Below are 25,910 nucleotides of genomic sequence, written 5' to 3'. Positions count from 1 at the left end.
TCTTGGATGCATGCAATAATCAATATACTTTGAGAGGGAAGAAAAGGAGTCACATGAATTCTGCTCGTCAGCGTCGCCTGCGTTATATTCCGTCGCTTGACGGCATCCGCGCGCTCGCTGTAGCTGCAGTGGTTCTCTATCATCTCAATCCGGGCGCGGCTCCCGGAGGCATGATTGGCGTTACCGTTTTCTTCGTTCTCTCTGGGTATCTGATCACACGCCTGCTTATTCGAGAATTTGTTCTCACGTGCGACATTGATTTCAAGAGTTTTTGGAAGCGCCGCCTGCGCCGGCTGTTGCCTGCAACAGTTGTTGTTATTGTTGCGACGGCGGCACTTTGCACGATATGCAACCATGTCATGCTCACTAAGATGCGGACAGATATTCTGCCCTCGCTACTGTTTTTTAATAACTGGTGGCAGGTTGCACATGAGGTTTCGTACTTCAACAATATTGGCAATCCTTCGCCGCTCACGCATTTCTGGTCGCTGGCAATTGAAATGCAATTTTATCTTGTTTGGCCTGTGTTGCTACTCATCTCGTTTCGCCTGCGTGTGACACGGAGAGTTTTGCGACGTGTAACCTTAGCGTTGGCGCTTGCATCGGCAGTCGCTATGGCCTTGCTCTATAGCCCGGGCGCTGATCCAAGTCGGGTCTATTACGGCCTTGATACAAGGGCATGTTCTCTTTTGATGGGGTGCTGGCTTGCACTGCTCCCAGCTCAAGCGCTATCAGTGAGGTGGATATACCAGCGCCTGCAAAAGGCTAGAGTTCTTGCTCTCCAGCATGCTGAGGCAGCCGGAGGCGCTTCTGCTGCTTTTACTCCTGAGGCCGCTTCGATGGCTGCTGAGGAGACCTCCAACGAAAATAACCTGCCCACAGCCGCTCGCGTTGGTGACAAGCTGCCAAGGTCGAAGCGCGCTGATAACGGCTCTGCTCGACATAGCACGCGGACTTCTTTAGACGCGCTTGGGGTTATTGGCCTTGTCGGCCTTGTTCTCATGTCCATCTTTACGAATGGCTACGACGCCTTTTCTTACCGTGGGGGCACCTTGCTGGCAACCATGCTCACGCTCGCGGTTATTGCTGCATGTGCGTGGCCAGGAAGTCGGTTGGCGCGCATCTTTTCTAACAAGGCGCTTGTATGGATTGGTCAGCGATCTTACAGCATCTATCTCTGGCATTATCCGTTGTTGCTGTTAATGAATCCTGCGAGTGACGTTTCTCAGAAGCCGTGGTGGGTGCTTGCCCTTCAAGTCGTGCTGGTGGTTGCGATTTCTGCTCTTTGCTATCAGTTTATTGAGACGCCGTTTAGGCAGGGTGTCTTTGATCAAATGCTTACTACAATTAAAGGGCATCGTGAGGAGATACCCGCGCTTGCTCGCCGTCATGCTGCTGTATGCCTTTCTGTTTCCGCTCTGCTGTTGGTCTCTATAGGAGGCTTGCTTTTCGTGCCGGATACCTCGGCACTGAGTGCGGAAGGCGCAGCCTTGCTTCAAGAGAGCGGGTCAGCGGAGTCTGAGCAAAAGGACAAGGCTGACGATAAGGATGGTAAGTCGACTTCGTCAAAGGATGAGAAGTCGGACAGTAAAGATAAAGCGGACGAGGACATATTCCCCGCAGGCTCTTATGATGTGCTGCTGATCGGTGACTCGGTCTCATTACGTGCCGTTCCTGCTTTTCAGGAGACCTTTCCACATGGGCAGATAGACGCACTCATAAACCGGCAGTTCAGCGCTGGTATTGAGGTTTTTGATAGCTATGTGCAAGAGAGCCTCGCTGGCAAGATTGCTGTATTTGCCTTGGGCACGAACGGGCCGGTAGACGATGCAATGATTGATGAGCTTATGTCTGAGGTTGGCAATAAGCGATCGGTGGTATTTGTAACTACGCGAAGCCCTACCTCGTGGGAGGGTAGCACGAACGTCGCGCTGTGGAATGCAGCTAAGCGCTATGCCAACGTGCGCATTGTGGATTGGTACGGCTACAGCACTGATCGAAGCGATTTGTTCGATGGAGATGGTACGCATCTGTCCGAGGGCGGCGCACAAGAATATATCCAGCTCATCTACAACGCCATTGCTGATGTGCTGCCCAAGCACCCCGAAGATGCGCAGCAGACGGAAGAAGCGGCCTCCACGGATGCCGCTGCTGCTCAGGATACGTCGGGCTCCTAGCTTATAGCGAGTATCTGGGATGCACCGGGTACTAAGGATGCGCTCGGTGCCTGGGATGGTTCGGGCACCAAGGCCGCGCCAGGTGCCTAGGGCGCGAGATGACGTACAGGCGTGCGTCCTAAAATCAATTTTTTACCCGGGGTTGCGTACATTTTGGTGTCGTTACGACCATTTTTGCCCGCACTTGGCGTCAAATCGTTGCCTAGAGGACAATAAATGTACTAAATCAAACCCCCTCTATCAGAAATGGACGTGTGATTTCCCCTTGTGCCGCTCCGGTTACGCTTCTTTCTCCGTATTGTTATGCAGGTGTTCAGCAATAAAACTAACGAAGTTCTGGGCAACTTCATTCAAGGGCTTGTCGGCGAGCCAAGCAAATCCAAGCGTAGAGTAGAGGGGATCCTGAAGAGGAATGCCAACGACGTCGCTCGCATGTGCGGTTGTAATAAGACGGCGGGGGAGAAGTGAAACGCCCATGCCGCGCTGAACTGCCTTAATAACCATGTTGTGGCGCGAATGGTGAAGCGGCATGCTCGGGAAGAATCCAGCCGCTTCGCAGGCACGCTGAAACAGCTGAGTGATGTCCGACTTTTGCTCAAGCATAATAAACTGCTGATTTCTGAGGCTGCGGATATCAATTTTGGAGAGGGAAGCGAGCGGATTGCGCACGGAGCAAACAAACATCAGCTCATCGGTTACGAGCGGTGTGGAGTCAAATTCTTCATCAAGCAAATCGAGACGAATGAGTGCGAGATCTACGCGATGTCTACGCAGTTTATCGATGAGATTTTCTTGGCTACGCTCAATGAATTCAATTTGAACTGAGGTATTGCGAACCCAATATGAGCTAAAGCAATCTGATATTCCGTACTCATCAGTTAGCGGAAGCGCCCCAACGATCAGGGGGTATTTGTTGTCTTCACGGTAGAGCTGCAGGCGCGCAACGGCATTGCGGTACTCAGGAAGAGCGCGATGTGCATATGAGTTGAAATCATAACCGGCCTGGGTGAGCTCAACCCCGTTACGCGTTTTCTTAAACAGTCTTACCCCGAGTTCATGCTCGAGTTGTGACATCTGCTTCGAAAGTGATGATTGTGAGATGAATAGCTTCTCTGCTGCTTCGGTGAATGTGCCGGTAGCTGCAATGGTGAGAAATGCCTCGAGCTTCCTAATTTCCACCGACGTCTCACCTCCCAGTGAGCATGGTTGTTGCTCCTTTCAATTTGAACGGTATCAGCTGAAAACCTTTTGCCGATATCGATTGTATGCGATTCATCTTTCCAAAATGGAATAACGGCCGATCAGAACGAGGGATTATGCCATTTACGAAAGCGCATATTCCTAAGTCGAATTACACGGATGAATAGCCCCCATGAAGATGGTGGTGTCGGATCACAGACCCTGGGAAAGGAGCTTTCATGGCCAAGGTCTATCAAGATCTCCGTACGTTCCTAGATACACTTGAGAAGGAGGGTCAGCTCGTACACATTACCGACGAGGTGATGCCAGAGCCAGATATTGGTTCTGCTGGACGTGCTGCAAGCCGTATGCCCAATGGCCCTGCGGTTATGTTCGACCACATCCATGGTTACCCTGCGGGCAGGCGCGTAGTCACGAACGTTCATGGATCCTGGGCAAATCACGCTCTCATGATGGGCATGCCAAAGACTGCCAGCACAAAAGAGCAGTTCTTTGAGCTGAACCGGCGCTGGGATCTGTTTCCAGTAAAGCCAAATGTTGTATCTCGTGATGAAGCACCTTGCAAAGAACATGTGATTGATCACGACGTGAACCTCTTTGATCTCCTACCGCTCTATCGAATCAATGATCAAGATGGCGGCATGTTCATTTCAAAGGCATCCATCATTACTGGGGATCCTTCTGATCCTGATAATTTCGACAAGATGAATGTCGGTACATATCGAATCCAGGTTAAAGGCAAGGATCGTATCGGCATGCAATGTCTTGCCATGCATGATATTGCCAAACAGCTCGCAGAGGCTGAAAAGCACAATGAGCCATTCCCTATCTGCGTTACGTTGGGCAATGCGCCGTTGGTCACCTTTATGGCTTCTACGCCTGTGGGTTATGCGCAAAATGAATATGAGTTCGTTGGCGCGTTGAACGATGGCGTTCCTGCTGATGTGGTCAAATCTGATTTGTACGATCACCTCTATGTACCAGCAGGATCAGAGGTTGTTCTTGAGGGCTATATTATGCCGCGCGTTCGTACGTGTGAAGGGCCGTTTGGGGAGTTCCCTGGCTCATACTCGGGCGCTCGTGCTCAGTGCGAAGCAAAGATTACGCACATTACGCATCGCACAGACCCAATCTTTGAAAACCTGTACTTAGGGATGCCGTGGTCTGAGATCGACTACTTGATGGCTCTGAATACATCCGTGCCAATCTTTAAGCAGCTGCAGCCTGATTTTCCTGAAATTGTTGCAGTGAATGCCATGTATACACACGGGTTCACAGAGATTATTTCAATTAAGCCCCGCTATGGAGGCCAGGCAACAGGCGCAGCGTTCAGGCTACTGTCTACGCCTCACGGTATGCCGTATTGCCACAATGTGATCCTTGTAGACGATGTGGTTGACCCGTTCGATCTCAACCAAGTTATGTGGGCACTATCTACTCGCGTGCGCCCGGATAAGGACGTTAAGGTCATTCCAAATTGTGCAGGCATGCCGCTTAACCCATCAGAAGAAGTTCCTGGTATGACGGCCAAGCTCATCATTGATGCAACAACTCCAGTTGATCCAGAGCCTAATAAGCGGTCTGTTGAGTTGCTCCGCGATCCAGTGAAAACCGCTGAATACACCAAGATCATTTCTGATCTTATGAGCCAGAAATAATAAAGGAGGATGGAATATGAACTGCCCTCGCTGTGATCATGATGCGATTGAAACAATCGCCACTTCTCCTGTAAAGGGAGCTTGGGAAGTCTATCAGTGTGAGACGTGCTTTTATTCGTGGCGTTCAACCGAGACTCCTCATGTAGATGATGTATTCAAGTTGAACGATGAGAAGATCGCCAATCTGCAGGTTATTCCTGCGGTTCCTCCGCTTGAGGCGTAGCAGTATGGTGAGCCGACCCGGAAGCGATAGGCGGCCGGGTCGGCTTTTCTTGCAGAGCCTTTGGAAGCGCATGGACGCTCTAAGACTCGCGATTGTTTAAAACGTATTAACTGAATTTCCTTAAGTACACAGGAAGGGAGGAAGCATGGGAGTTGCTGGCCTAAAACTTGATAAGCGCCTCATTGGCTTTGTGCTTGGGATCGTAGCTGCGGTTGTTATTTGGATGCTTCCTTTGGATGGCCTGCCAGATGAAGGCAAGAAATGTCTTGCGCTTACGATCATGACCGTGATTTTTTGGGCGTGCCAAGTTGCGCAAGCGGGGTTTGTATCAGGCATTCTGCTGGCTTTGATGGTCATATGGAAGGTTGCTGAGCCGGCGGTTGTTTTTAAATCATGGACAGGCTCTACCATGTGGCTCGTGGTGGGAGCATATTTGATTGCGAATGCCGTCAAAACTTCTGGTTTGGGTGAGCGCATTGCATATTCCTATATGCTGCGCTTCGTAAAAGATTACCGAAGCATCATCGTCGGTATCTTTGTATTAACGCTTGTGTTGTCTCTGCTCATCCCGCATCCATGGCCACGTGCATTCCTGATCATGTCGATCATGGGAATTATCATTAAAAGCTCCGGTATCCCCAAAGAGGATGCTGTAAAAATAGGCTTTGCGGTCTTTGCAGCTTCTGTACCGCTATCTCTTGTATTTCTTACTGGAGATTCGGTCATTAACCCGCTCGCAGTTGCTAACTCGGGTGCGGAGGTATCCTTCATCGACTGGCTGCTTTACATGGGACCGCCTTCATTGGTGGCTGGCCTTTTGACCTGCGTCCTCTTTCTGATGCTCTTCCGCCCCGCTCGTGAGATTGAAGTAAATAAGCAAGAGATACAGGCAAAGCTTACATCTCTTGGCTCCATGAGCGGTGTTGAGAAGCGCACGGTATTTTGGATTGTCCTGGCTATTGTGCTCTGGCTGACTGACTCAATCCATGGGATTGATATTGGATGGATCACGCTCATTATTGGAATGCTCATGGCAATGCCTATCATTGGCGAGGTCGTGAAGGCTCCCGACTGGGCGTCTGTCCCTATGCAAGTACTCATTTTTCTGACTGCAGCAATTGCGATTGGTGTTGTTGGTGGAGCTACTGGTATGAATGCGTGGATTGCCCAGACACTGTTCCCAGCTTCTGCCCCAGAGAACATCTTCGTGCTCTCTGCGTTTATTACGGTCATCTCAATCGTGCTCCATATGGTGCTAGGTAGCGTTATTGCGGTTATGGGCGTTGCTGTTCCAGCGATACTGGCCTTCACGAGCTCGATGGGATTAAATCCCGTGGTACCGACTTTCATATGCTATATGGCGATCGCGATGCATTATCTATTCCCGTTCCAGCACTTAAACGTGCTTGTTGGTGCGAGTGAAGACACGGGTGGATATACACAGAAAGAGACGCTGCGGCTGGGCATTCCGCTTACTGTCGTTGTTTTTGTCGTAACGATCGCCGTGATGCTGCCTTGGTGGATGTTGATCGGTTTGATTTAGGCGTGAGCTTGCCTGCAAGAGGATTCTCAGGCAATAGCTGTTCGGATATAGGCATATGTATGCTGGTCAGACGGTGTATGGATGAATGATTGTAGTGGTCAACTGCTGGCGCGTTCCAACGTGCTTGGGCATTCTTTTCCGCGCTGATTATGAGGCTGCCCGTCTGGCCAGCTGCGCCCGTTTTCAAATGCTGCGAATTATTCGCACTCGATGTCTATAGGAGGAACAATGGAGAAGCGGCGGATAGTCGTTGGTGTTTCTGGAGCAACGGGTGTTTGCATGGCTCGCTACCTTCTCACGGAGCTTGCTTCACATGAGTGCGTAGAGACACATCTTGTTGTTAGTGCTGGCGCGCGCCGCACATGGGAGTTGGAATGTTGCGAGCCAATCGACGCCTTGCTTGCCCTAGCAGATCATGTGCACAGCGCTGAAAACCTTGCTGCTTGTATTTCTAGCGGCTCATTTCAAACGGACGGCATGATCGTGCTTCCTTGTTCGATGAAAACGCTGGCTCAAATAGCACACGGCATTGCTGACAATTTGTTATCCCGATCTGCAGATGTTTGCCTCAAAGAAGGACGGCGGGTCGTCTTGGCTCCACGTGAGATGCCGCTCGGCGCTGTTCATCTGAGAAACCTGAAGCTTGCTGCTGAGCTTGGATGCGTCATTATGCCTCCTATGCTGACCTTTTATAACGGGCCTGTCTCCGTGGAGGATCAGATTTGGCATATTGTTGGAAAAATCCTTCGTCAATTCCATATTGAGCCACAGAGGTTTCATGGCTGGGAAGGTGCGGAGTAGAACCAGCGGAAGTGGATACAGAGATCCTAGAGGTGCTGGATGCGATGTGCAGAACATGCTAGGGCGGAGATCGTATGCAAGAGATAGCCATAGTTGAGGTGCAGGTAGGTGAACCACCATTTGCTCTGGGGGCTGTAGCGGTGGTTATGCCTCAAGGGATTACCGTAACTGCTTATTCACCAGCGCATGCACACCTTGGCGCCACCGCTCAGGCAATTCCGCGCCCAGAGCCCGGCAGAACTGCGACCGTGAGCATACTGGCCGTGCCCTGCCATCGCGATGAAATACCAGCACGTGAGATTGCCGCTGCGCTTGCGACGCGTTTTGATGTACCGGTTGCTGCAAGTGCTGGCCTGCATGTTGATGCAGCAACCGAGGACGATATCCATCAGCTTTTAGACGTAACACAGCAGCTCATTAAAAAGCTTATTGAAAGAATCGAGCGGATTCGGCGGGCGACATGGGCTAATGAAGAGCAGGTTGTTGCAGTTGATTCGTCTGGAAAACCAGTGCGACCAATTTCTAGACACCTGGCACACCAGGGCGACGGGATTCTTCATCAAGCGTTTATGATATTTCTTCTGCAGCGCACGGAGCATGAGCCACAGCTGTTGCTCTGCAGGCGCAGTCGCTCGAAGCGGCTATGGGGAGGTGTACTCGCTGATACCTGTTCGGGGCATCCTTTGCCTGGAGAAGAGCTCGCAGCGGCTGCAGTGCGCCGCCTCAAGGAGGAGACCGGAATTGAGCTCGGCTCGCAGGATGTATCTATGCTGGGCCATGTGGTGTACCAGGAAGATTATGGTGATGGCAGCTGTGAACATGAGTGGTGCGCGGTTTTCGCCGCTGAATATGATCAAGCCGATGTTGCGATACGTTCGAGCAGGGGCTCTGGCGCAATGAATGGTCTTCCAGTCAATACTGATGAAATTGAGGAAGTTATTCCGGTCAAGCTGCATGAGATTCCAGGGTATTTGTGTGGGGATCCAGAGCCGCTTGCGCCTTGGACGTTGGCAGCCTTGTCTGATCCTCAGATTCAAAAAGCACTTGAAACGTTTGTATACAGCTGAGATGTATGGCGCTCTGGGAACGCGTGCATTTTGGTGTCGTTACGACCATTTTTGCCCGCACTTGGCGTTAAATCGTTGCCTAGAGGGCAATAAATGTACTAAATATAACCCCCTCTATCGGAAGTGGACGTGTGATTTCCCCTTGTAGCGCTCAGAATTGCATCAGGGGCGATTGCGAAAATCGAAATGGATGTGCGATTTCACCTTGCACCGCTCAGAATTGCATCTGTCTTTGCCCCTACCATCGGTAGGTAAGCACTCTGTAGTCTTTTGGCAGCGGAATGACCCATCTGCGCTATGATGGGTTGACGTGCTCGTGCACCAGTCCGTGTGCGTGTGAATCGAGATAAGGCATCGAGGATGCATGCTTGAGCTGCTTAAACGATATGGATCTGCATACCGCCGACAATTGGTAGTAGGCCCTGCCTGCAAGATTATCGAAGTGGTCTTTGACCTGCTGACGCCCTTAGTCATTGCATACATGATTGATAGGGGGATTGCCTCTCAAGACACAGGACTTATCCTTCGCTGCGGTGGTCTTCTATTTATCATGGCCACCACGGGCATGTTGTTCACCTTTATTTGTCAGAAAATGGCCGCCTTGGTGTCACAAGGCATAGGCACAGATGTTAGACGTGCCTTGTACCAGCGCATCAATGCGCTTGCTTTTGTTGATTTAGATCGATTCGGCACTCCCTCGCTTATTACGCGCATTACGAGCGACGTTAATCAAGTGCAGCTTGCTTTAGCGCTTGGAGTTCGCCAGCTCATTCGCTGGCCGATTTTGGCAATTGGCTCTATGGGTGCATCTCTGCTCATTGATGTACAGCTTGGTATCGTATTTTTGATTTCTACTCCCCTTATTGGCCTGGTGTTTTGGGGCATCATGGCAGCTTGCGTCCCGCTTTTTGGGAGGATTCAAGCCGCCCTGGATCATATTGGTTTGCTCACGCGCGAAGGGCTATCAGGTGTTCGTGTGATTCGTGCCTTTGTTCGCGAAGATCGGGAGCGAGCACGTTTTCGCGATGCTGCACGTGACCAAGCAGGGCTTTCTATTGTAGCTGGACGCTTAAGTGCGATTCTCAATCCTGCAACGTTTCTTGTAATGAATCTGGGCGTATGCGCTATTTTGTGGCAGGGGGGCATGGCCGTTCAGATTGGCCGACTCACGCAGGGTGAGATCGTGGCGTTTGTGAACTATATGACCCAGACCCTGCTCTCTATTGTGTATGTAGCAAATCTTGTCATCGTTTTTACTCGGGCAAGTGCGAGCGCCACGCGCGTTGTTGAGGTGCTGGATTGCGAGCCGAGCATTGTTTCTCCTGTAAACGGCGTAGACGTGGGGGAGGCTACAGGGGAGATCGAGCTGACCGCAGCTCGAGATATTGAGAGGGGATCTGAATCTGACCAGGCGACAAAGGGAAATGCGTCTACGCAAGATACGGTGCCAGCTGAGCGTGTCGCGCCGGTGTCAGACGCGGTGTCGGTTGAGCATGTTGAACCCGCGCAACGTACGGTGTCAGTCGCCTCTTCGGCTGCCCGGCAAGTCGCCCCTTCGGCTGCCCGGCAAGTCGCCCCTCACGCTGCCCCGCAAGCTGCCCCGCCAGCTGAGCATTTCGCGGCAGCCTCAGAACAGCTAGCACCAGCCCTGCGCTTCTCTCATGTGAGCTTTTCCTTTGGACAGGCAAGCACACCTGCCCTCGATGACATTTCGCTCGAACTGGCTCAAGGTCAAACCTTGGGGATTATCGGCGGTACCGGTTCAGGTAAGTCCTTGCTCGTTTCTTTACTGCCTCGTCTGTATGATGTCGATTCTGGATCAGTTGAGGTGCTCGGAGCTGATGTGCATACATGGAACCTCCAGGCACTTCGGCGCGCAATTGGCTTGGTGCCGCAAGGATCCTCGCTGATCTCAGGCACGATTCGCTCTAATCTACTATGGAGAGACGCTCAAGCAACAGACGATGAGCTTTGGAATGTGCTTGAAACTGCGCAGGCTGCTGAGTTCGTGCAGAAGCTCCCTTTAGGTCTTGATGCACCGGTAGAGGCAGGGGGTCGCAATTTTTCAGGCGGCCAGCGTCAGCGTCTTACTATCGCACGCGCATTGGTGGGACGTCCTCGTATGCTTATTTTGGATGATGCTGCCTCAGCGCTTGATCTTAAAACCGATGCAGAGCTTCGCCGAGCAATTCATCATCGTACAGGGCAAGCAGCTGTAGCAGGCGAGCCTCTCAGTACGGTTATCGTGTCGCAGCGTGTGTCATCTGTTCGAGAAGCGAACCTCATTTGTGTGATGAGGCGCGGTCGCACAGTCGGGCTTGGCACCCATGATGAACTGCTTGCGACCTGTGAGGTGTACCGGGAGATTTGCTCCTCACAAGGCATCGCGCTTCCCGAGCCATCTGAAAGAGGGGAGGCTTGATGAATCCGTATACCTCCGCAGGCTCGGTCTCCACCGTTACTGCCTCCGCTGCAGGCGCAACTGGCAGAAACGACACGGTGAGCTCGCTGGCTCCTCCCATGTCTGGCACCGATCTGCTTCGCCGTTTGATCGTCCTCATCCGTCCGCGAGCAGGACTAACCATCCTCGCGCTTCTGTCTGCCCTTACTGCCGTGAGCTTGGCGCTTTTTGTTCCCATTCTTATTGGACAGGGTATCGATATCATCATCGGCGCTGGTCAGGTCAACTTTACTCAGCTCATGTCACTCTTGTTTGAGCTGGCAGCAGTTGTTTGCCTCGTTGCCCTTGCCCAGTGGATCCAAGGCATCACCTTGAGTCGGCTGGCTTATGGCACAACCTGTGATTTGCGAATTGCCGTGAGCGAAAAAATTGGGCGCATGCCTCTTTCGTTCATTGATTCACACCCGCACGGGGATCTTATGTCCCGTGTGGTGAACGACGTTGACCTGGTGGGCGATGGTCTGCTACAAGGGTTGACTCAGCTGTTTACTGGGGTGGCGACCATCGTTGGAACCCTTCTTTTTATGCTTTCGATTTCGGTTCCCATGGCGGTCATTGTGGTGTTGGTGACACCGCTTTCGGTCTTAGCCGCCTGGCTGATCGCACGTCTTTCAGATCGCAGCTTTGCCGCTCAGCAGGCAATTTTGGGTCAGCTTGGAGCTCACGTAGAGGAGTATGTGGGCAATCAGCGCCTCGTCTCTGCCTTCGCATTTGGAGATCGAGCCCAGGCGGGGTTTAACACTATCAATGCAGAGCTCTATGACGCGGGTGAGCATGCGCAATTCTTAAGCTCACTCTCAAATCCTGGGACGCGCTTCATCAATAACCTCATCTTTGCCATCGTGGCAGGCATCGGTTGTATCTCGGTGATCACCGGAAAGCCGGCGGTGCTGACTGTAGGCGGCGTTCAGGTCTTTTTATCCTACGCCAATCAATACACACGCCCCTTTAACGAGATCACAAGTGTGATTACGCAGATCCAAACGGCTCTGGCGAGTGCGCGCCGCGTATTCTCCTTGCTTGATGCAAAGGAAGAAGATCCCGACCATGCGTCAGCCATAGAAATAACGGCACCGCAAGGCCGTGTGGATCTGAACCACGTAGATTTTTCGTATGTGAAAGATCGACCCTTGCTCCAAGACATTTGCGTACACGCGTCTGCCGGACAGCGCATAGCGTTGGTGGGGCCTACGGGCTGCGGCAAAACAACCCTCATTAACCTGCTCTTGCGCTTTTACGAAGTTGATGCAGGTGAGATTTTGCTAGACGGGCAGGATATTCGAGGGCTGACCAGGCGGAGTCTGCGTACGAGTTTTGGAATGGTTTTACAAGATAGCTGGCTTTTTGAAGGAACGATTCACGATAATATTGCGTACGGACGTCCCGGTGCTACCCGCGAAGAGGTTCAGGAGGCTGCCCGCCGCGCTCATGCCGATGGTTTTATTAATGCGCTGCCCGAGGGCTTTGATACCCTCATTATCGATGATGGTAGTTCGTTTTCGCAAGGTCAGCGCCAGCTGTTGTGCATCGCTCGCGTTATGCTAACCGATCCCGCAATTCTGCTGTTAGACGAAGCAACGAGCTCGATTGATACCAGAACAGAACTCCAGGTACAGGCAGCTTTTGACGAACTCATGCGTGGGCGAACGAGCTTTGTAGTCGCTCACCGTCTCTCAACCATTCAAGACGCCGATATGATCCTCGTTATGCACGAAGGGAACATTATTGAGTGTGGCACGCATGAGGAGCTCTTAGCTCGAGGTGGCTTCTATGCAGATTTGTATGAGGCTCAATTTGCCAGCACAGAGTAGATAAAGTTAAGATTATCTAACTCGTCCTGCATGGGATTGGTAAGGGAACGGTTCTGACCCCGCATGAGTGCTGAGACTCGAGTATAGTTTTAAGCGACGGGCGCACGTGTTCCGAGTCGTGCCCCTTGTTTTGGAGGAACATGCCGCAAGCCCCAGATCCCGAGCCGATCCCGCTGCGCTTTGTTAAGAACCTGCGCGATTTGGGAGGCTATCCCTTTTCTCGCCCTGATGGCACGACAGGGCAAACTGCCTTTGGCGTATTTTTGCGCTCAGGCTCACTCTGGCTTTTGACCTCTGCGGGAAGAGAGGTGCTAAGAGCTTGTGGTGTGAGGCGCGTTGTGGATCTTCGTAGTGCTTTTGAGCTGCGATATTGGCCAGGGCCGTATCTGAGACATCCGGATCCTGAGATCGCATATACGAGTGTTCCGATGCTCGACCAGATGAATGTGATCGCGGACTCTGGCAATCTGCCCGAGTCAATGTTTGAGATCTATCGGGATCTATTGGATGACGACGCTCAAACGATTACCTCGGTCATGCGCGCCTTAGATGGACCTGGCTGCTCGCTGTTTCACTGTCGTGCTGGTAAGGATCGAACCGGCGTAATTGCCATGCTGCTCTTAGGGCTTGCCGGTGTGGATGACGATCATATTGTTGAGGACTATGCAGCAAGTGGAGAGCATATGAGTCCTGGCAAGGCATTGCAATTTGTAGGCCTGAGTATCCTGATGCGGAGGCGCGCCCCAAAGAGCCTTTTTGTAGCTGAGCCATCTCAGATGCGCCAAGCCCTTGCTCACCTGCATGCGCATTACGGAAGTGCTCGCGAGTATCTGCTGCACCACGCGGGATGTGAGGCAGAGGTGCTCGATCGCTTGACTGCCCGTTTGCGCGGTGACGCGTGATTACGAGAGGGATGCCTAGCCACGAGAGGGTCGCTCGTGTCGAACTCACGGGTGTGATGCGATGCGAAAAACCTATCCTGTTCGTGCACGGGCGTCATGCGAGCGTGAGTCCGCACCAGTACAAAGTCCTGCGAGCCGATTAGCTTTCAAGCGCGCGGCGTGCGAGTTCTAAACAACCCAAAATTCCCTGACGGCCGTCCAAGCTATTGTTCACGATGTACGTGTCAATATTTTCAATTTCAGGCGTTACTAAATAGCCGTTAAGCAGCTCGCGTACGCGTGGACGCGCCAAGGCTACAAGGGGTGTGTGGTCTGCAACCCCTCCGCCAATAATGATCTTTTTTGGGGAGTAGCAAAGAATATAGGTTACCAGCGCCTGTGCTAAGTACCCAGCTAACAGAGCCATGGCCTTTGGATCATCTGCAAGCTCACTTGCACGTTTGCCACCCCAGCGCCGCTTAATCGCAGGGCCTGCGATTAAACCTTCAGCGCAGGACGCATGATAGGGGCAGCCGCTCTCAGTTCCAATGGGGTCAGCGGGATCGCGAGTGAGCAGGATGTGACCTGCTTCAGGATGCATCATGCCGTGCACGAGCTGATGGTTCACCATAACGCCAGCGCCAATGCCGGTACCAATGGTGAGGTAGACCACATCAGACATGCCCTGGGCGCATCCAAAGATAGCCTCACCTAAGCAGGCTGCATTTACATCGGTGTCATACCCACAAGGAACTCCAAGTGGTTGCGCAAGTGCGCCAAGCAGATCGACATTCCTCCACGCAGTCTTAGGAGTTTCAAGAATACTTCCAAAACGTGGCGAGGCGGGATCTACGGCAGTCGGTCCAAAGGCTCCAATACCAAGTGCTTGAATATCATGACTGCTAAACCATGCAACAACCTGCTCAAGCGTGGCTCCCGGATCAAGCGTTGGAATTTCCGAGGACTCGAGGATTGTGCCATCTGCATAGCCAGTGGCACAAACCATCTTTGTTCCACCTGCCTCAAGGGCTCCTAACAGTGGCTGATCCATCATTCGTCCCCTTTCACACACGCCTGTATTGCAACCATATCTGCGACTAGATGGTTATAGGAATCATTGTAGCCGTTTCTCAAATACTAATTAATAGAAACAAATACGCAGCAACAAAGATTGATCCAGAAAGTATTCGCGCTCATAGAATGTAGCAACATACAACTCAATACAGATATAAAATACCAGAATAGAAACTAAATAGGGTCTGCAGATAATCAGAACCGCTCACCCACAGAAGCGCTACCGTTCACCAACTAGTCAGACTGTGAAACAGCTATTTGTTTCACAAATTGATATAAATATGAAATAAAGAGGAACGACATGAAGGGAGGGAACATGTCAGAATTCAATATTTCCTCAGTCATTGATCAGGATCTCATAGCGCTCAATCTCAACGTTTGCAACAAAACAGAAATGATCGAGAGCTTAATCGAGCTTCTGGTAGCAAAAGGCAAGGTAGCGGATAGACAAGCGTTTTACGACGACGTGATGTGGAGAGAGCAAGAGGGAGCAACTGGAATTGGGGAAGGGGTTGCAATACCGCATGGTAAATCTCCGGCGGTGACACAGACGGCACTTGCAATCGGGACCTCCCGCTCACCGATCGTGTGGGAGTCGTTGGACGATGCGCCGGTCAGCGTTGTCATTTTGTTCGCGGTCACTGATGGTGATTCAGATGTTGTTCATCTCAAATTACTTCAGCACGTCGCAAAGCTCTTAGCGCATGAATCTTTTATTAGACGTCTCCATGCGGTGAAGAGCAGAGGAGAAATGCTTGAGTTGCTCACGCTAGATCCTGATGTATTTGAGGCATGAGATGTGCCCTGTTTGTACATCCGAGAGAAAGGAGAGGTGCGATGAAATTGGTTGCAATCTGCGCATGCACATCGGGGATCGCCCATACCTATATGGCTAAGGAGAAACTCCGCCGTGCTGCGGAGTCGCTCGGTCATGAGATTCGTATTGAGACCCAAGGAACGATTGGCGTTGAAGATGAGCTCACGCCAGAAGAGATTGCAGCTGCTGATGCTGTGATTCTGGCGGTCGATATCAAGGTTGATACCAGCCGCTTTAAAGGTAAGCGCGTGATGGAAGTGCCCACTAGCCTTGTGCTCAAGGCAGCAAAGCAAATTGTTAGCAAGGTGGAGGCAAGTCTTTAGACCTGAGTCGCTACGGGTCTTGTTTGCGCACGTAAGAAGGGAAGACCATGAAGAAAGTCCTGCACGATATTAAGAAGCATGTGCTGACATCAATCAGCTACCTGCTCCCGCTCGTTGTTGCAGCGGGTCTTTTGATTGCCATCGGCAATCTTCTTGGCGGATCGGTTATGGAATCCTTTGAGGAGCTATCGGTTCCGAGTGCCCTCACAACGGTTGGCGTCTTTGGTATGGGATTGATCCCATCGTTTATCGGCGGTTTTATTGCCTACTCAATTGCCGACAGGCCAGGCATTGCCCCTGGTTTTCTTATGGGTCAAATTGCCTCATTTTTAAATGCTGGCTTTCTTGGCGGTCTGATCGGTGGACTCATCGTAGGTTATATTGCCCTGGCGATTGAGAAGAATCTTAAGGTTCCGCGCTGGGCTGAGGCGCTCATGCCGATGATGATCGTTCCTACAGTCTCCACCATTCTCGCAGGCCTGATTATGCTCTTTGTGCTGGGAGCGCCTCTGGTTGCCCTTACGCAGGCACTTAACGACTTCATCATCAATCTTGATCAGTCACAAAAGCTTGCATATGGCTTTATTATCGGGTGGATCGGCTGCATCGATTATGGTGGAGCTATCTCAAAAGTACCGAATCTGATCTGCGATGGCCTGATGGCAGATGGCATTTACGGCCCTGAGGGAATCAAGGTACTTGCCGCCATGGTTCCTCCCTTTGGAGTAACGTTCGGCTTGTTGCTCTCCAAGCTGGTCAAGAAGCCCATTTTTAAGAAGACCGAAGAAGAAAATATCAAAATTGCCTTTCCTATGGGCGTCTGCATGATCTCTGAGGGTGTTATTCCCATAGCTATGAACGATTTGGTGCGAACCGTTATTTCAACCTCGATTGGCTGCGGTGTTTGTGGTGCTATCGCCTTTTCGATGGGGGTAGAGAGTCGGGTTCCATCAGGCGGTGTATTTGTCATTCCAGCTATGGCAGAGCCTTTGTGGGCAGTTGTTGCTCTTTTGGCCGGGTCGTGTGTTACGGCACTTTTGCTTGTACTAATCAAAAAGCGCCTCGCTCCCGAAGAGATTGATGACTTGGGTCTTGAGGTTGAAGAAGTTGAGCAAGAGGTTGATCTCTCTGCATTCAATCTTTCGTAACGGGTGTTGATCGGGCTCGAAAGAGCCCGATCTGTATGAGCGGCGCTGTATAAAGAAAGGTCACGAGATGTATGAGTCCATGAAAGATATGCTGCATCGTGCGCATGAGGGCGGCTACGCTGTGATGGCAATTAACGCGATCAATCTAGAGACAGCGCGCGGTATTATTGCTGCCGCTGAGGAGCTCCGTGCTCCAATCATCATTGATCTGTTGCAAGACCAGCTGAAAGCCTATTTTGATGGGGATCTGTTGATTGCTCCGTTGCGCCGCATGGCCGAAGCCTCGCACGTGCCTGTTGCAGTGAATCTTGACCATGGACATGACATTGCACATCTGAAGCGTTGCTTGCATGAGGGATTTTCAAGTGTCATGTGCGATGCGTCAGCCTTGCCTGTTGAGGAAAATATTCGCATCACACAAGCGGTTGTAGAGCTTGCTCAAATCTATGGTGCAAGTGTTGAGGCTGAGGTTGGCTGTATGGGATGCTCGCAAGGTGCGGGTGCACACTTTACCGATGCAGCAATGTATACAGATCCACATGTTGCTATTGATTTTATTCAGCGCACGGGTATTGATTGCTTGGCTGTGAGCTATGGCTCAACGCACGGGGATTATCCACCTGGTTATGTGCCAACGTTTCAGTTTGAGATTGTAGAACAGATCAAGGAAGCGACAGGTTTGCCGTTAGTGTTGCATGGTGGATCTGGAGCTGGAAAAGAAAACATACAAGCGTCAGTACGTGCAGGCATCAATAAGATTAATGTGGGCACAGATTATATGGTGACACAGCGCGATCATGCCGCGCGCACTCTAGCAGCTAACCCAGCCTGTGATTGGCCTCAATTGCTACAAGACTGCTGGGCTGCGGGATCAGAAAAAATCAAAACCTATATTGAGCTATCAGGTTCCGCAGGAAAAGCTCACTAATGCTTTATATACAAGCAAAACGAATGGAAAGGTTATACGTCGATGCTCATTACTATGAACCAAATGCTCTCGCTCGCTAAGGATCGTGGCTTTGCTGTTGGAGCGTTCAATATCTCAGAGTCAAATCTTGTGCGCACGGTAATCGAGGCTGCAGAAGAGAACGATGCCCCAGCCATTATCTCGGTGCATCCGACTGAGCTTGCTTACTGTAAAGATGAATTTATGGGCTACGTTGCTGCTCGTGCGGCAAATAGTCCGGTGCCATTTGTGATTCATCTTGATCATGGAGACAGCATTGAGAGTGTCATGCGTGCGATTCACTGTGGCTTTACCTCAGTCATGATTGATGGCTCCATGCTTCCCTTTGAGGAAAATATTGCAAAGACTGCAGAGGTCGTGCGTTACTGTCACATGCTCGACGTGTCGGTAGAAGGTGAGCTAGGAACCATTGGCGACACGGGCACGTCCATTGAAGGCGGTATGACTGAAATCAAATATACCGATCCTCAAGATGCACGAGTATTTGTGGAAAAAACCGGCGTGGATACACTGGCGGTAGCGATTGGAACGTGTCACGGTCTGTATCCGAAGGGTGTAACACCAAAGCTGCGCATGGATGTGCTGCGTGAGATTTCCTCCGCTGTTGATATCCCGCTGGTTCTACACGGCGGCTCGGGTAATCCGGATTCTGAAATTGCTGAGGCAGTGCGCATTGGCATTCAAAAGGTGAATATTTCTTCCGACTATAAGAGTGCATTCTTTGCCAAAGCTCGTGAGATTCTCTCGCAAGAGAGTTCAGGCTGGGATCCCAATACAATATTCCCGGAGTGCATTGTTGCAGCAAAAGCAGTGATCCGCCAAAAAATGGAGCTTTTTGGCTCCATTGGTGCAGCTGCGTTGTATCGGGAAGCGCACGTGCGTCAATGGCGGAGTGAGTTCTGCTAGATAGGGCAGGGGCAAAGGAGATGTATCGAGCAAAGGGGCTGTATCGTCAAAACAGCCCCTTTGTGCTGTGGTTTATGCCAGAAGAGCGCCGCTTCATATATCCGACTAGAGCTCAATAGTTCTCGTGCAAGATGCAGCGTGCCTCATGGATTCAGATGCTGCTCCGTTTGTGTGATCCGCTTTCATGATTGAGGTGGGATATGATGGGTTTCACACAAATGAGGAGCGTGTTACACATGGGGACAAAAGGCAGCGTTATTAACGTAATTTGCTCTCTATACGATCGTTTTAGCGAGAGCGAACGGCAAATTGCCGATTTTGTCTTAGCAAATCAAGCAGAAGTTCTTTCGATGACTACGCGTGAGATTGCTGCTGCGAGCACAACATCGGCTCCGACTGTCTCACGTTTTGTGCGCACGCTTGGCTATTCAAGCTTTGCTGAGATGCGCGCCATGATGAAGCTCGAAGATGAGGATATACCTGGCGGAGCTTCTGCTGGCGCAATTTCTATTGCTGAGCCACGAGCCGCTATGGAGACGGTGCTTACAGCTAAGGTTCGCGAGCTCTACGATACACTCAGTCTCATTGATGAACAGACGCTTGTTGGTGCCGTTGAGCTTATCGAGCGGGCGCATTCGATTGAGTTTGCTGCGGTGGGCAATTCAATTCCTGCAGCACTTTCGGCCTCGTTTCTCCTTGCGCAACTCGGCATTCGAAGCAGTTGCGCGCCAACTACTGAAGCAATGATGCTTTCGACACTTGCCATGAGGGACGAGGATCTGTTGATCTTTATTTCAAAGTCAGGCCATTCCAAGCGCCTGAGTACCATGATGGATAATGCGATTGCTGCAAAAACGCCAACGATTGTGATTACGAACATCCCGGATTCCCCGCTCGCACAACGGGCAACCTGCGTTTTACATGCGGCAACACGCGATAGGATGCTCAATAGCGAGCTTCCGTTCTCGCATAATTCAATCAACTACATCATAGAAGTCCTCTTCTTGCTGCTCTGTTCTAAGGCTGCAGATTTTGATGCGCACTCTGGTGCTATGTGGCGAGCCTTGGGCGATGACAAGGGAGTTGAGCACGAGGTCTTCTAGGTCGTGAGGCGTTGCCTCCGAGCACCGCACTGGGTAAAATTGCGTTCTTCGCGTTTGATTCACACCTTACGGCTATGATATGCGGATGCTTAGACGGACGGGTCGAGCATATTCGATTTTGCTAGGAGCCTCATGCTCATTTCTCTTCTTTTTGCTGCTACCGCCTTAGGCATTCCGATTGCGCTGAGCGTATACGCTCGCACGCAGGCACGTACTGAGGCAAGCTCTTTTCCGTGGGCATCGCTTGGATTTGCCTTGGTTCCGGCGCTTTTATGTGTGCTTTCGCTTCTTGGCTTTGTTGATACGCATCCTGCGGCTGCTCTTTTCGTATGCCTTGTCTGCGCCTCTGGAGCAGTTCTGCGGATGAGCCGAGGCCATCTAGAGCGGCTTCGCGAGCGATTGGTACGGCCTGGCCTCATCCAGATCCCGCTGGTACTGCTTGTGGGCGTGTGCGCCACGCTCAGCCTTGAGTTGCCATCGAACCCAGCAATTCTTGACATGTATCCACTTTGCTTTGTGCTTGAGTGGTGGCTGCTCACCTCCGGTGTGCTCGCTCTCTTTTTCTTAAGCCAGCGCCGTGGCATGCCAGCATCAATCGTGGTGGCTATCGCATTTCTTGGAGGCCTCGCTCAGTATTTTGTGATTGCCTTTAAGGCTCAGCCCATTCAGCCCGGTGATCTTTCTGCTCTGTCTACTGCAGCGGCGGTGGGGGCGGGCTATCAGTATGTGCTCTCCACAACTTGCCTGGTGGGTTTGGGCTTTGCGCTTATGGCGCTTGTCCTGTTAAACCTTGTTGGAACGCTTCGTCCTCGGCACCTTGCTGGTTCGGCGCAGCGGGGTCGCGTGGCGCTTAATCTCGCGCTGGGGCTTGCGTGCGTGGTAGCTCCTGTGGCGCACGTTACGTTCATTGACTATTACAACACCTTATACGTGCGGGTATACACCTGGCGACCGCTCGATAGCTATGCTCATCAAGGCTTTTTGCCCTGCTTTATCTCTTCTGCTCAAACCATTGCGCCTAAGCGTCCAGCTGGCTATAGCCTTGAGAGCGCCAAGCAGCTTATTGCTGAGCGTGCGGCTGAATATAATGAGACTCAAGGCGGATCAGAGGCGCGCACAGCAGCAGTGGCCCAGTTTGATGAAGAGAAGCCCTGCGTGATCGCTGTTATGAACGAAACCTTTGCTGATCTCTCTATCTATCAGAATATGCATGCAAGCTATGAGGGGCCGAGCTTTTTCAAATCCTTGTCTGATACCCTGGCGCGAGGCCGCCTGTTTGTTTCTGCCTATGGTGGTGGCACGGCCAATAGTGAGTTTGAGTTTTTGACCGGCAACTCCATGGCATTTTTAGGGCCGGGTGTGTACCCCTATACGATTTATGATCTCACGCGGACGGAAAACCTCGCGGCTCAGTTCAAGCAGTTGGGATATAAGACGCTGGCCATGCATCCCAATCATGCAAGCAATTGGAATCGCGAAAATGTCTATCGACACTTTGGCTTTGATTCCTTCCTTTCCATTGGAGATTTTCAGGGCGCGGAAACGCTCCGAGGCATGGTGACCGATCGAGCAACCTATGATCGGATCTTGCAGGAGCTTGAAAACGATCCAAGCCCACAGTTCATTTTTGATGTGACGATGCAAAATCACTCAGGCTACGACACAGGAATGCTGCCAGCAGATAAGCGTCTCTCCTATCCCATTGATGGGGTGGCAGATCCTGAGGTAGACGAGTTCTTATCCCTTATTCATCAGTCTGATGAGGATCTGCGTTATCTCATCAGTAGGCTGCGCGCCATGAAGCGCAAGGTCATTTTGGTCTTTTTTGGCGATCATCAGCCGTTTTTCCCAGATCGATATAACGACGCCTGGTTTTCCGGCGAGTCTGTGGCTGAGCATGCTCAGCGTCTCTGGCAGACGGACTATATTATCTGGGCGAATTATGAGGTTGCTGGCAGTGAGGTTGGCGGTGAGCCAGAGGATCTCTCAACCAACTATCTTTCGTCTCACATGATGGAGATCATTGGTGCTCCGCTTTCTGACTATCAGCGTGCGCATCGCGTGCTCAGGCACCAGCTGCCGCTTATTAACTCAACGGTGCTGGCTGACCCGACAGGCAGGTGGCATCTCTCTCAAGGAGATGGGGGAGGTACGCTTCCACAGGCGCAGGTTGATGCTCGCCGCGAGCTCGCTGTTATACAGTTCGCCGAGCTTTTTGGTGATGGGTCTTCTATTTTTACGAAAGACTTGCAGAGCGCTGCGAACGAAACAAATCCAAACTTGGCACCAAAAACAGGACAGCGCGCCCAGTAGCTCGCTAGCTCTGCGCGTGCCGAACAAGGTAGCAGTGATGGATGCGCGCGTTTCTTGAAAAGTCTTCAGGAATTGTTTGATCGGTAATCTCGGTGAGCTCAACACCAGCGGCCTCAAGAGCTTCAAGATCTGGTTTGAAGCGCCTGAGGTTGCAGCAAAAGATTGCTTCACCATCTTCAGTTAACAAGCCTACGATTCGAGTGAGCAAGCCTACGTGATCGCGTTGTACATCCCACGTGCGCACGCCCATTTTGCTTGAGTTAGAAAAGGTTGGTGGGTCGCAAAAAATAAGATCCCAGCGGTTGGTGCCTTTGAGCTGATCGTCCATCCAAGCGAGGCAATCATCACGTACAAAATGGTGATCTGGACCACAAAAGCCATTGAGCTCCATATTGCGCTCAGCCCAGTCTAGATAGGTGTTTGAGAGATCAACCGTTACCGTTTCTTGCACACCTGCATCGGCGGCATAGCAGCTGGCGGTGCCGGTATAGGCAAAGAGGTTTAAGAAATAGCGTGCATGTCGTTTCTGCGCGCGGCTGCGAATGAGCTTTCGAACGAGCCGAGTGTCCAGAAAAATCCCGGTATCAAGGTACGATGCAAGATCAATTTCAAAAGTGAGCCCGCCTTCTTGAATAAGGGCGTGTCCCGTGTCTGGCATAGCTTCTGGAGCTTTGCGCTTTTGAGCATACTGGGAGCCACCACGCGCTCGACGCCTAGTGCGATCAAAGGTGCAGTTCGGCTCCACATCTAAAATGGCAGGAGCGAGGTTCAAAATATCCGCCATACGCGCTCTCGCCAGATCTTTGTCAACGGTGGCGGGCGGAGCGTATTCAGCGATAGAAAGCCAGCGCCCCGGGGTTTCTGGGCTGCCTTCATACAGATCGATAGCAGCAGCGTAATCGGGGAGATCGGCATCATAGACTCGATAACAGCTCACACCCGTCCGCTTTGCCCAGCGCCTGCGTACGCGAGCGTTCTTGCGCAAGCGGTTTGCAAATTGCTCGGATTCAGGAATGATCACCGGGATCTTTTTGCCATTGCCTAGCTCAACTGTGGCAAGGTGTTCGCTTGGCTTTTCGGAGTTCGTGAGAGGAGAAGTGGGAGGAAAGATCATAAGATCGGCCTCTTCGTTTGTGGCTGCAGTCCGTGTGGCAGGCGCTCTATCAGAGCTGAGTTGGATGGCAGATCCATTTTGAGAACTGTTTTCAGAGCTCATCAGTCCAATCTCTTTTCAGGCATATGTGCATAGAATACCCGCTTGGGAGATTATCTCACGCCCGGCCGGCACCATGCCCTCAGAGCGACCAAAGAGGTCTCAATGAACCCCGCAAGGTAGGTCTGTATAAAGATATATTCACTGCGGGGTTGATTATGATAGCCCTGTGATACTATAAGCACGGTAACATCTTCCGTATTGAACATGTTCGCAGTACAGGTGCGTAAACGAGGTCAAGATCGGGTCCGCACCAATAGATCGGGGGGACTGCGATGCTGGAGCTTGATTTCAACGGCAAGAAAAGATTGTACGCGCAACTCTACGATATTTTGTATCAAGAGATTGCTCAGGGAACCTACGGGATCGGGGATCTTATTCCCTCTGAGACCGAGCTTATGAAAACGTTTAACATATCGCGCGCCACGGCCAGAAAGTCCATGGAGATGCTCGCAAATAATGGACTCATCCGTAAGCGGCGCGGACATGGCTCTGAAGTCATTGCGGATCGGCCAAATATGATCCCACGCAAAGTCTCGAGCTATGTACGCAAAAACCCTGGTGTACCTGAGCCTGATACGTGTGTACAAATGGATGCCTGCGTCATTCCTGCAGATGAAGAGATATCTGCTCAGCTTGATCTTGCTGAGGGAACCGAACTCTTTTCTCTTCGCTTGCTGCACGGCACCAAAGACGAGCCCTACTATGTTGAGGACATCACGGCTGAGCTGGCATATGTTCCAGCCGCTCCTGATCGAGATTTCGAGCAGCTGTCGTGGAGAGATTTCTTAACCGATGAATGCCAAGTTCGCTGGAGCCGGGTATGCCAGCGTGTAATTGCAGTAGCGGCAAGTGAGGAGCAGGCAGGTATTTTAGGCGTTCCTCCGGGTTTCCCGCTCATGCAGGCTGAATGCATCCTGTATGACATAGACAAGGTGCCGCGTGAGGTTGTTCGGGCGGTATATCGCTCCGATCTCTATCAGGTGGCAATTGAGATAGAAGCATAAAAGTCTCAGCAGGCGTGATGCTCTGCGCAGGTGTACCGCCAGGTGGTAATTGCGATAGAAGCGTACAAGCAAGAAGAGGGGCTATGATCGCTCCGCTACCTTGTACGCGCTGATCGCGAGCGCTACCTGCTCTTTTAATTTCGCATCGTGTTCTCGGCTCATCTGCAGCGGCGATGGGTATGATGAGGTGGATGCGAGAGGAACATGTATGTATGATCAGATGAAGCAGAAGAGTCCCCAGGGGGCTTGCGCTCTCTTTTTTGATGTTGATGGAACCCTAGTTGATGCAAGTGGTGCCTCTGATCCGGGAGCAGATATTACCGCAGCGCACCCCTCACCGGGCGTGGTAGATGCCTTTGCTCGCCTTCGCAAGCGTGGTCACGCGACATTTATTTGTACAGGTCGTACCCACCATATTGTCTCTGATGAGCTGCTTGCACTCGGTGCCACGGGCATGATTTGTGGCGCAGGAGCGAGTGTGTATATAGGCGATGAACTCAAATACAAGACTGAGATTGCTCAAGATCTTTTGCGCGAAAGTACAGAGCGCTTACTGGATGCCGGTGTGCATGCCATGCTTGAGGGAGAAGAGACGAGCGTGGCGCTCTCTGCAACCGGTGAGACGTATGAGGGCATCCCAGGAGTTAAAACGGCGAGCACCTTTGCTGAGGTTGCTACCTTTGCCCCTGAGCTTTCATTTAGCAAAATTGTGTTTGATGCTGCCTCGTTTGAGGCGTTTCGGCCGCATGAGGAGTTCTTCCGTTCGCACTATACCTTGTGTGACTTGGGCGTTGGCCTGATAGAAATTAGCATGATTGGGGTCGATAAGGGCTTTGGCGTTCGCCATGCCTTAGCGCTCTTGGACTATCGCCCTGAGCGCGTTTTTGGGTTTGGAGACTCAGAGAACGACCTGGCAATGCTTGCGGCTGTAGAGGTGCCTGTTGCGATGGGAAATGCTTTACCGCAGGTAAAGGCTATTGCTGATCACATTACTGATCCCGTGCAAGAAGATGGAGTAGTGAGTGCGCTTGAGCACTTCGGCCTGATCTAAAACCTGCCTGAGTCCACAATCGCCGCGCGCGTGGTGCGTGTTCTTTTGCGCGTTGGCTCGATCTTAGCCGGCCGCTCCTGAGTTGGATATGCGGATTGCGCGCGAACGGGCATGCGAACGTGCGCGCAGTCGCTCCCCGCACCAATTTGTTCTTGACATCATTCGG

At 51.6% G+C, this 25,910-nt stretch carries 21 protein-coding genes; 18 read left to right on the top strand and 3 right to left on the bottom strand.

The annotated features are described in order from the left end of the window. Positions 1 to 53: 53 nt before the first annotated feature. A complete protein-coding gene (locus K6V98_RS05080) occupies positions 54 to 2,177 on the top strand; it encodes an acyltransferase family protein (RefSeq protein WP_222199444.1) in 2,124 nt (707 codons plus the stop codon). 279 nt (positions 2,178 to 2,456) lie between these two features. On the opposite strand, the gene K6V98_RS05075 is transcribed toward K6V98_RS05080, so the two are convergent. Beyond that, on the bottom strand, positions 2,457 to 3,356 hold the full coding sequence (locus K6V98_RS05075; RefSeq protein ID WP_222199443.1) for a LysR family transcriptional regulator: 900 nt from the start codon (positions 3,354 to 3,356) through the stop codon (positions 2,457 to 2,459). A 239-nt stretch (positions 3,357 to 3,595) separates the two neighbouring features. Between K6V98_RS05075 and K6V98_RS05070 the strand changes: the two genes are divergently transcribed. The 8 genes from K6V98_RS05070 (at position 3,596) to K6V98_RS05035 (ending at position 13,843) form a co-directional block, all read left to right on the top strand. Then, positions 3,596 to 5,035, top strand: a complete 1,440-nt coding sequence (locus K6V98_RS05070; RefSeq protein WP_222199442.1) for a non-oxidative hydroxyarylic acid decarboxylases subunit C — start codon at positions 3,596 to 3,598, stop codon at positions 5,033 to 5,035. A 16-nt stretch (positions 5,036 to 5,051) separates the two neighbouring features. Next, positions 5,052 to 5,258 carry a non-oxidative hydroxyarylic acid decarboxylases subunit D gene (locus K6V98_RS05065; RefSeq protein WP_222199441.1) on the top strand — a complete coding sequence of 69 codons (207 nt, stop codon included), beginning with the start codon at positions 5,052 to 5,054 and terminating at the stop codon, positions 5,256 to 5,258. A gap of 145 nt (positions 5,259 to 5,403) precedes the next feature. After that, the gene (locus K6V98_RS05060) at positions 5,404 to 6,801 is read left to right on the top strand and encodes an SLC13 family permease (RefSeq protein WP_222199440.1); all 1,398 of its coding nucleotides are present in this window, start codon (positions 5,404 to 5,406) and stop codon (positions 6,799 to 6,801) included. A gap of 228 nt (positions 6,802 to 7,029) precedes the next feature. Then, positions 7,030 to 7,602 carry a UbiX family flavin prenyltransferase gene (locus K6V98_RS05055; RefSeq protein ID WP_222199439.1) on the top strand — a complete coding sequence of 191 codons (573 nt, stop codon included), beginning with the start codon at positions 7,030 to 7,032 and terminating at the stop codon, positions 7,600 to 7,602. Positions 7,603 to 7,676: 74 nt separating this feature from the next. After that, entirely contained in the window at positions 7,677 to 8,669 is a 993-nt protein-coding gene (locus tag K6V98_RS05050; RefSeq protein WP_222199438.1) for an isopentenyl-diphosphate Delta-isomerase, read from the top strand. A gap of 364 nt (positions 8,670 to 9,033) precedes the next feature. Beyond that, positions 9,034 to 11,091 carry an ABC transporter ATP-binding protein gene (locus K6V98_RS08690; RefSeq protein WP_306792768.1) on the top strand — a complete coding sequence of 686 codons (2,058 nt, stop codon included), beginning with the start codon at positions 9,034 to 9,036 and terminating at the stop codon, positions 11,089 to 11,091. Continuing rightward, positions 11,091 to 12,941, top strand: coding sequence for an ABC transporter ATP-binding protein (locus K6V98_RS05040; RefSeq protein WP_222199437.1), 1,851 nt, complete (start codon positions 11,091 to 11,093; stop codon positions 12,939 to 12,941). The genes K6V98_RS08690 and K6V98_RS05040 overlap by 1 nt, the downstream gene beginning before the upstream one ends. Positions 12,942 to 13,081: 140 nt before the next feature. Beyond that, the gene (locus K6V98_RS05035) at positions 13,082 to 13,843 is read left to right on the top strand and encodes a tyrosine-protein phosphatase (RefSeq protein ID WP_222199436.1); all 762 of its coding nucleotides are present in this window, start codon (positions 13,082 to 13,084) and stop codon (positions 13,841 to 13,843) included. A 139-nt stretch (positions 13,844 to 13,982) separates the two neighbouring features. On the opposite strand, the gene K6V98_RS05030 is transcribed toward K6V98_RS05035, so the two are convergent. Beyond that, the gene (locus K6V98_RS05030; protein ID WP_222199435.1) at positions 13,983 to 14,873 is read right to left on the bottom strand and encodes an ROK family protein; all 891 of its coding nucleotides are present in this window, start codon (positions 14,871 to 14,873) and stop codon (positions 13,983 to 13,985) included. Between the two features lie 339 nt (positions 14,874 to 15,212). Between K6V98_RS05030 and K6V98_RS05025 the strand changes: the two genes are divergently transcribed. From K6V98_RS05025 to K6V98_RS04995, 7 genes are all read left to right on the top strand, one after another. Next, complete coding sequence (locus tag K6V98_RS05025) at positions 15,213 to 15,692, top strand: PTS sugar transporter subunit IIA (protein ID WP_222199434.1); 480 nt, start codon at positions 15,213 to 15,215, stop codon at positions 15,690 to 15,692. A 41-nt stretch (positions 15,693 to 15,733) separates the two neighbouring features. Further along, positions 15,734 to 16,036: a PTS fructose transporter subunit IIB gene (locus tag K6V98_RS05020; protein ID WP_222199433.1), complete on the top strand. Its 303-nt coding sequence runs from the start codon at positions 15,734 to 15,736 to the stop codon at positions 16,034 to 16,036. A gap of 47 nt (positions 16,037 to 16,083) precedes the next feature. Then, the gene (locus tag K6V98_RS05015; protein WP_222199432.1) at positions 16,084 to 17,184 is read left to right on the top strand and encodes a PTS fructose transporter subunit IIC; all 1,101 of its coding nucleotides are present in this window, start codon (positions 16,084 to 16,086) and stop codon (positions 17,182 to 17,184) included. Between the two features lie 67 nt (positions 17,185 to 17,251). Further along, positions 17,252 to 18,112 carry a class II fructose-bisphosphate aldolase gene (locus K6V98_RS05010; RefSeq protein ID WP_222199431.1) on the top strand — a complete coding sequence of 287 codons (861 nt, stop codon included), beginning with the start codon at positions 17,252 to 17,254 and terminating at the stop codon, positions 18,110 to 18,112. 42 nt (positions 18,113 to 18,154) lie between these two features. Beyond that, a complete protein-coding gene (locus K6V98_RS05005; RefSeq protein ID WP_222199430.1) occupies positions 18,155 to 19,057 on the top strand; it encodes a ketose-bisphosphate aldolase in 903 nt (300 codons plus the stop codon). 236 nt (positions 19,058 to 19,293) lie between these two features. Then, entirely contained in the window at positions 19,294 to 20,160 is an 867-nt protein-coding gene (locus K6V98_RS05000) for a MurR/RpiR family transcriptional regulator (protein ID WP_222199429.1), read from the top strand. Positions 20,161 to 20,292: 132 nt separating this feature from the next. Further along, positions 20,293 to 22,473, top strand: a complete 2,181-nt coding sequence (locus K6V98_RS04995) for an LTA synthase family protein (RefSeq protein WP_222199428.1) — start codon at positions 20,293 to 20,295, stop codon at positions 22,471 to 22,473. A 4-nt stretch (positions 22,474 to 22,477) separates the two neighbouring features. Here K6V98_RS04995 and K6V98_RS04990 read toward each other — a convergent pair whose 3' ends face one another. Then, positions 22,478 to 23,689: a class I SAM-dependent methyltransferase gene (locus K6V98_RS04990; RefSeq protein WP_222199427.1), complete on the bottom strand. Its 1,212-nt coding sequence runs from the start codon at positions 23,687 to 23,689 to the stop codon at positions 22,478 to 22,480. A 272-nt stretch (positions 23,690 to 23,961) separates the two neighbouring features. On the opposite strand from K6V98_RS04990, the gene K6V98_RS04985 reads away from it, so the two are divergent. Continuing rightward, positions 23,962 to 24,693, top strand: a complete 732-nt coding sequence (locus K6V98_RS04985) for a GntR family transcriptional regulator (RefSeq protein ID WP_222199426.1) — start codon at positions 23,962 to 23,964, stop codon at positions 24,691 to 24,693. Positions 24,694 to 24,901: 208 nt separating this feature from the next. Continuing rightward, positions 24,902 to 25,744, top strand: coding sequence for a Cof-type HAD-IIB family hydrolase (locus K6V98_RS04980; RefSeq protein ID WP_222199425.1), 843 nt, complete (start codon positions 24,902 to 24,904; stop codon positions 25,742 to 25,744). Positions 25,745 to 25,910: the final 166 nt, after the last annotated feature.

This window comes from Collinsella ureilytica, from assembly GCF_019795105.1.
Classification (GTDB): Bacteria; Actinomycetota; Coriobacteriia; order Coriobacteriales; family Coriobacteriaceae; genus Collinsella; species Collinsella ureilytica.
The sequence above is the reverse complement of the archived record's forward strand: the minus strand, read 5'-3'. Positions and strand labels throughout refer to the sequence as shown.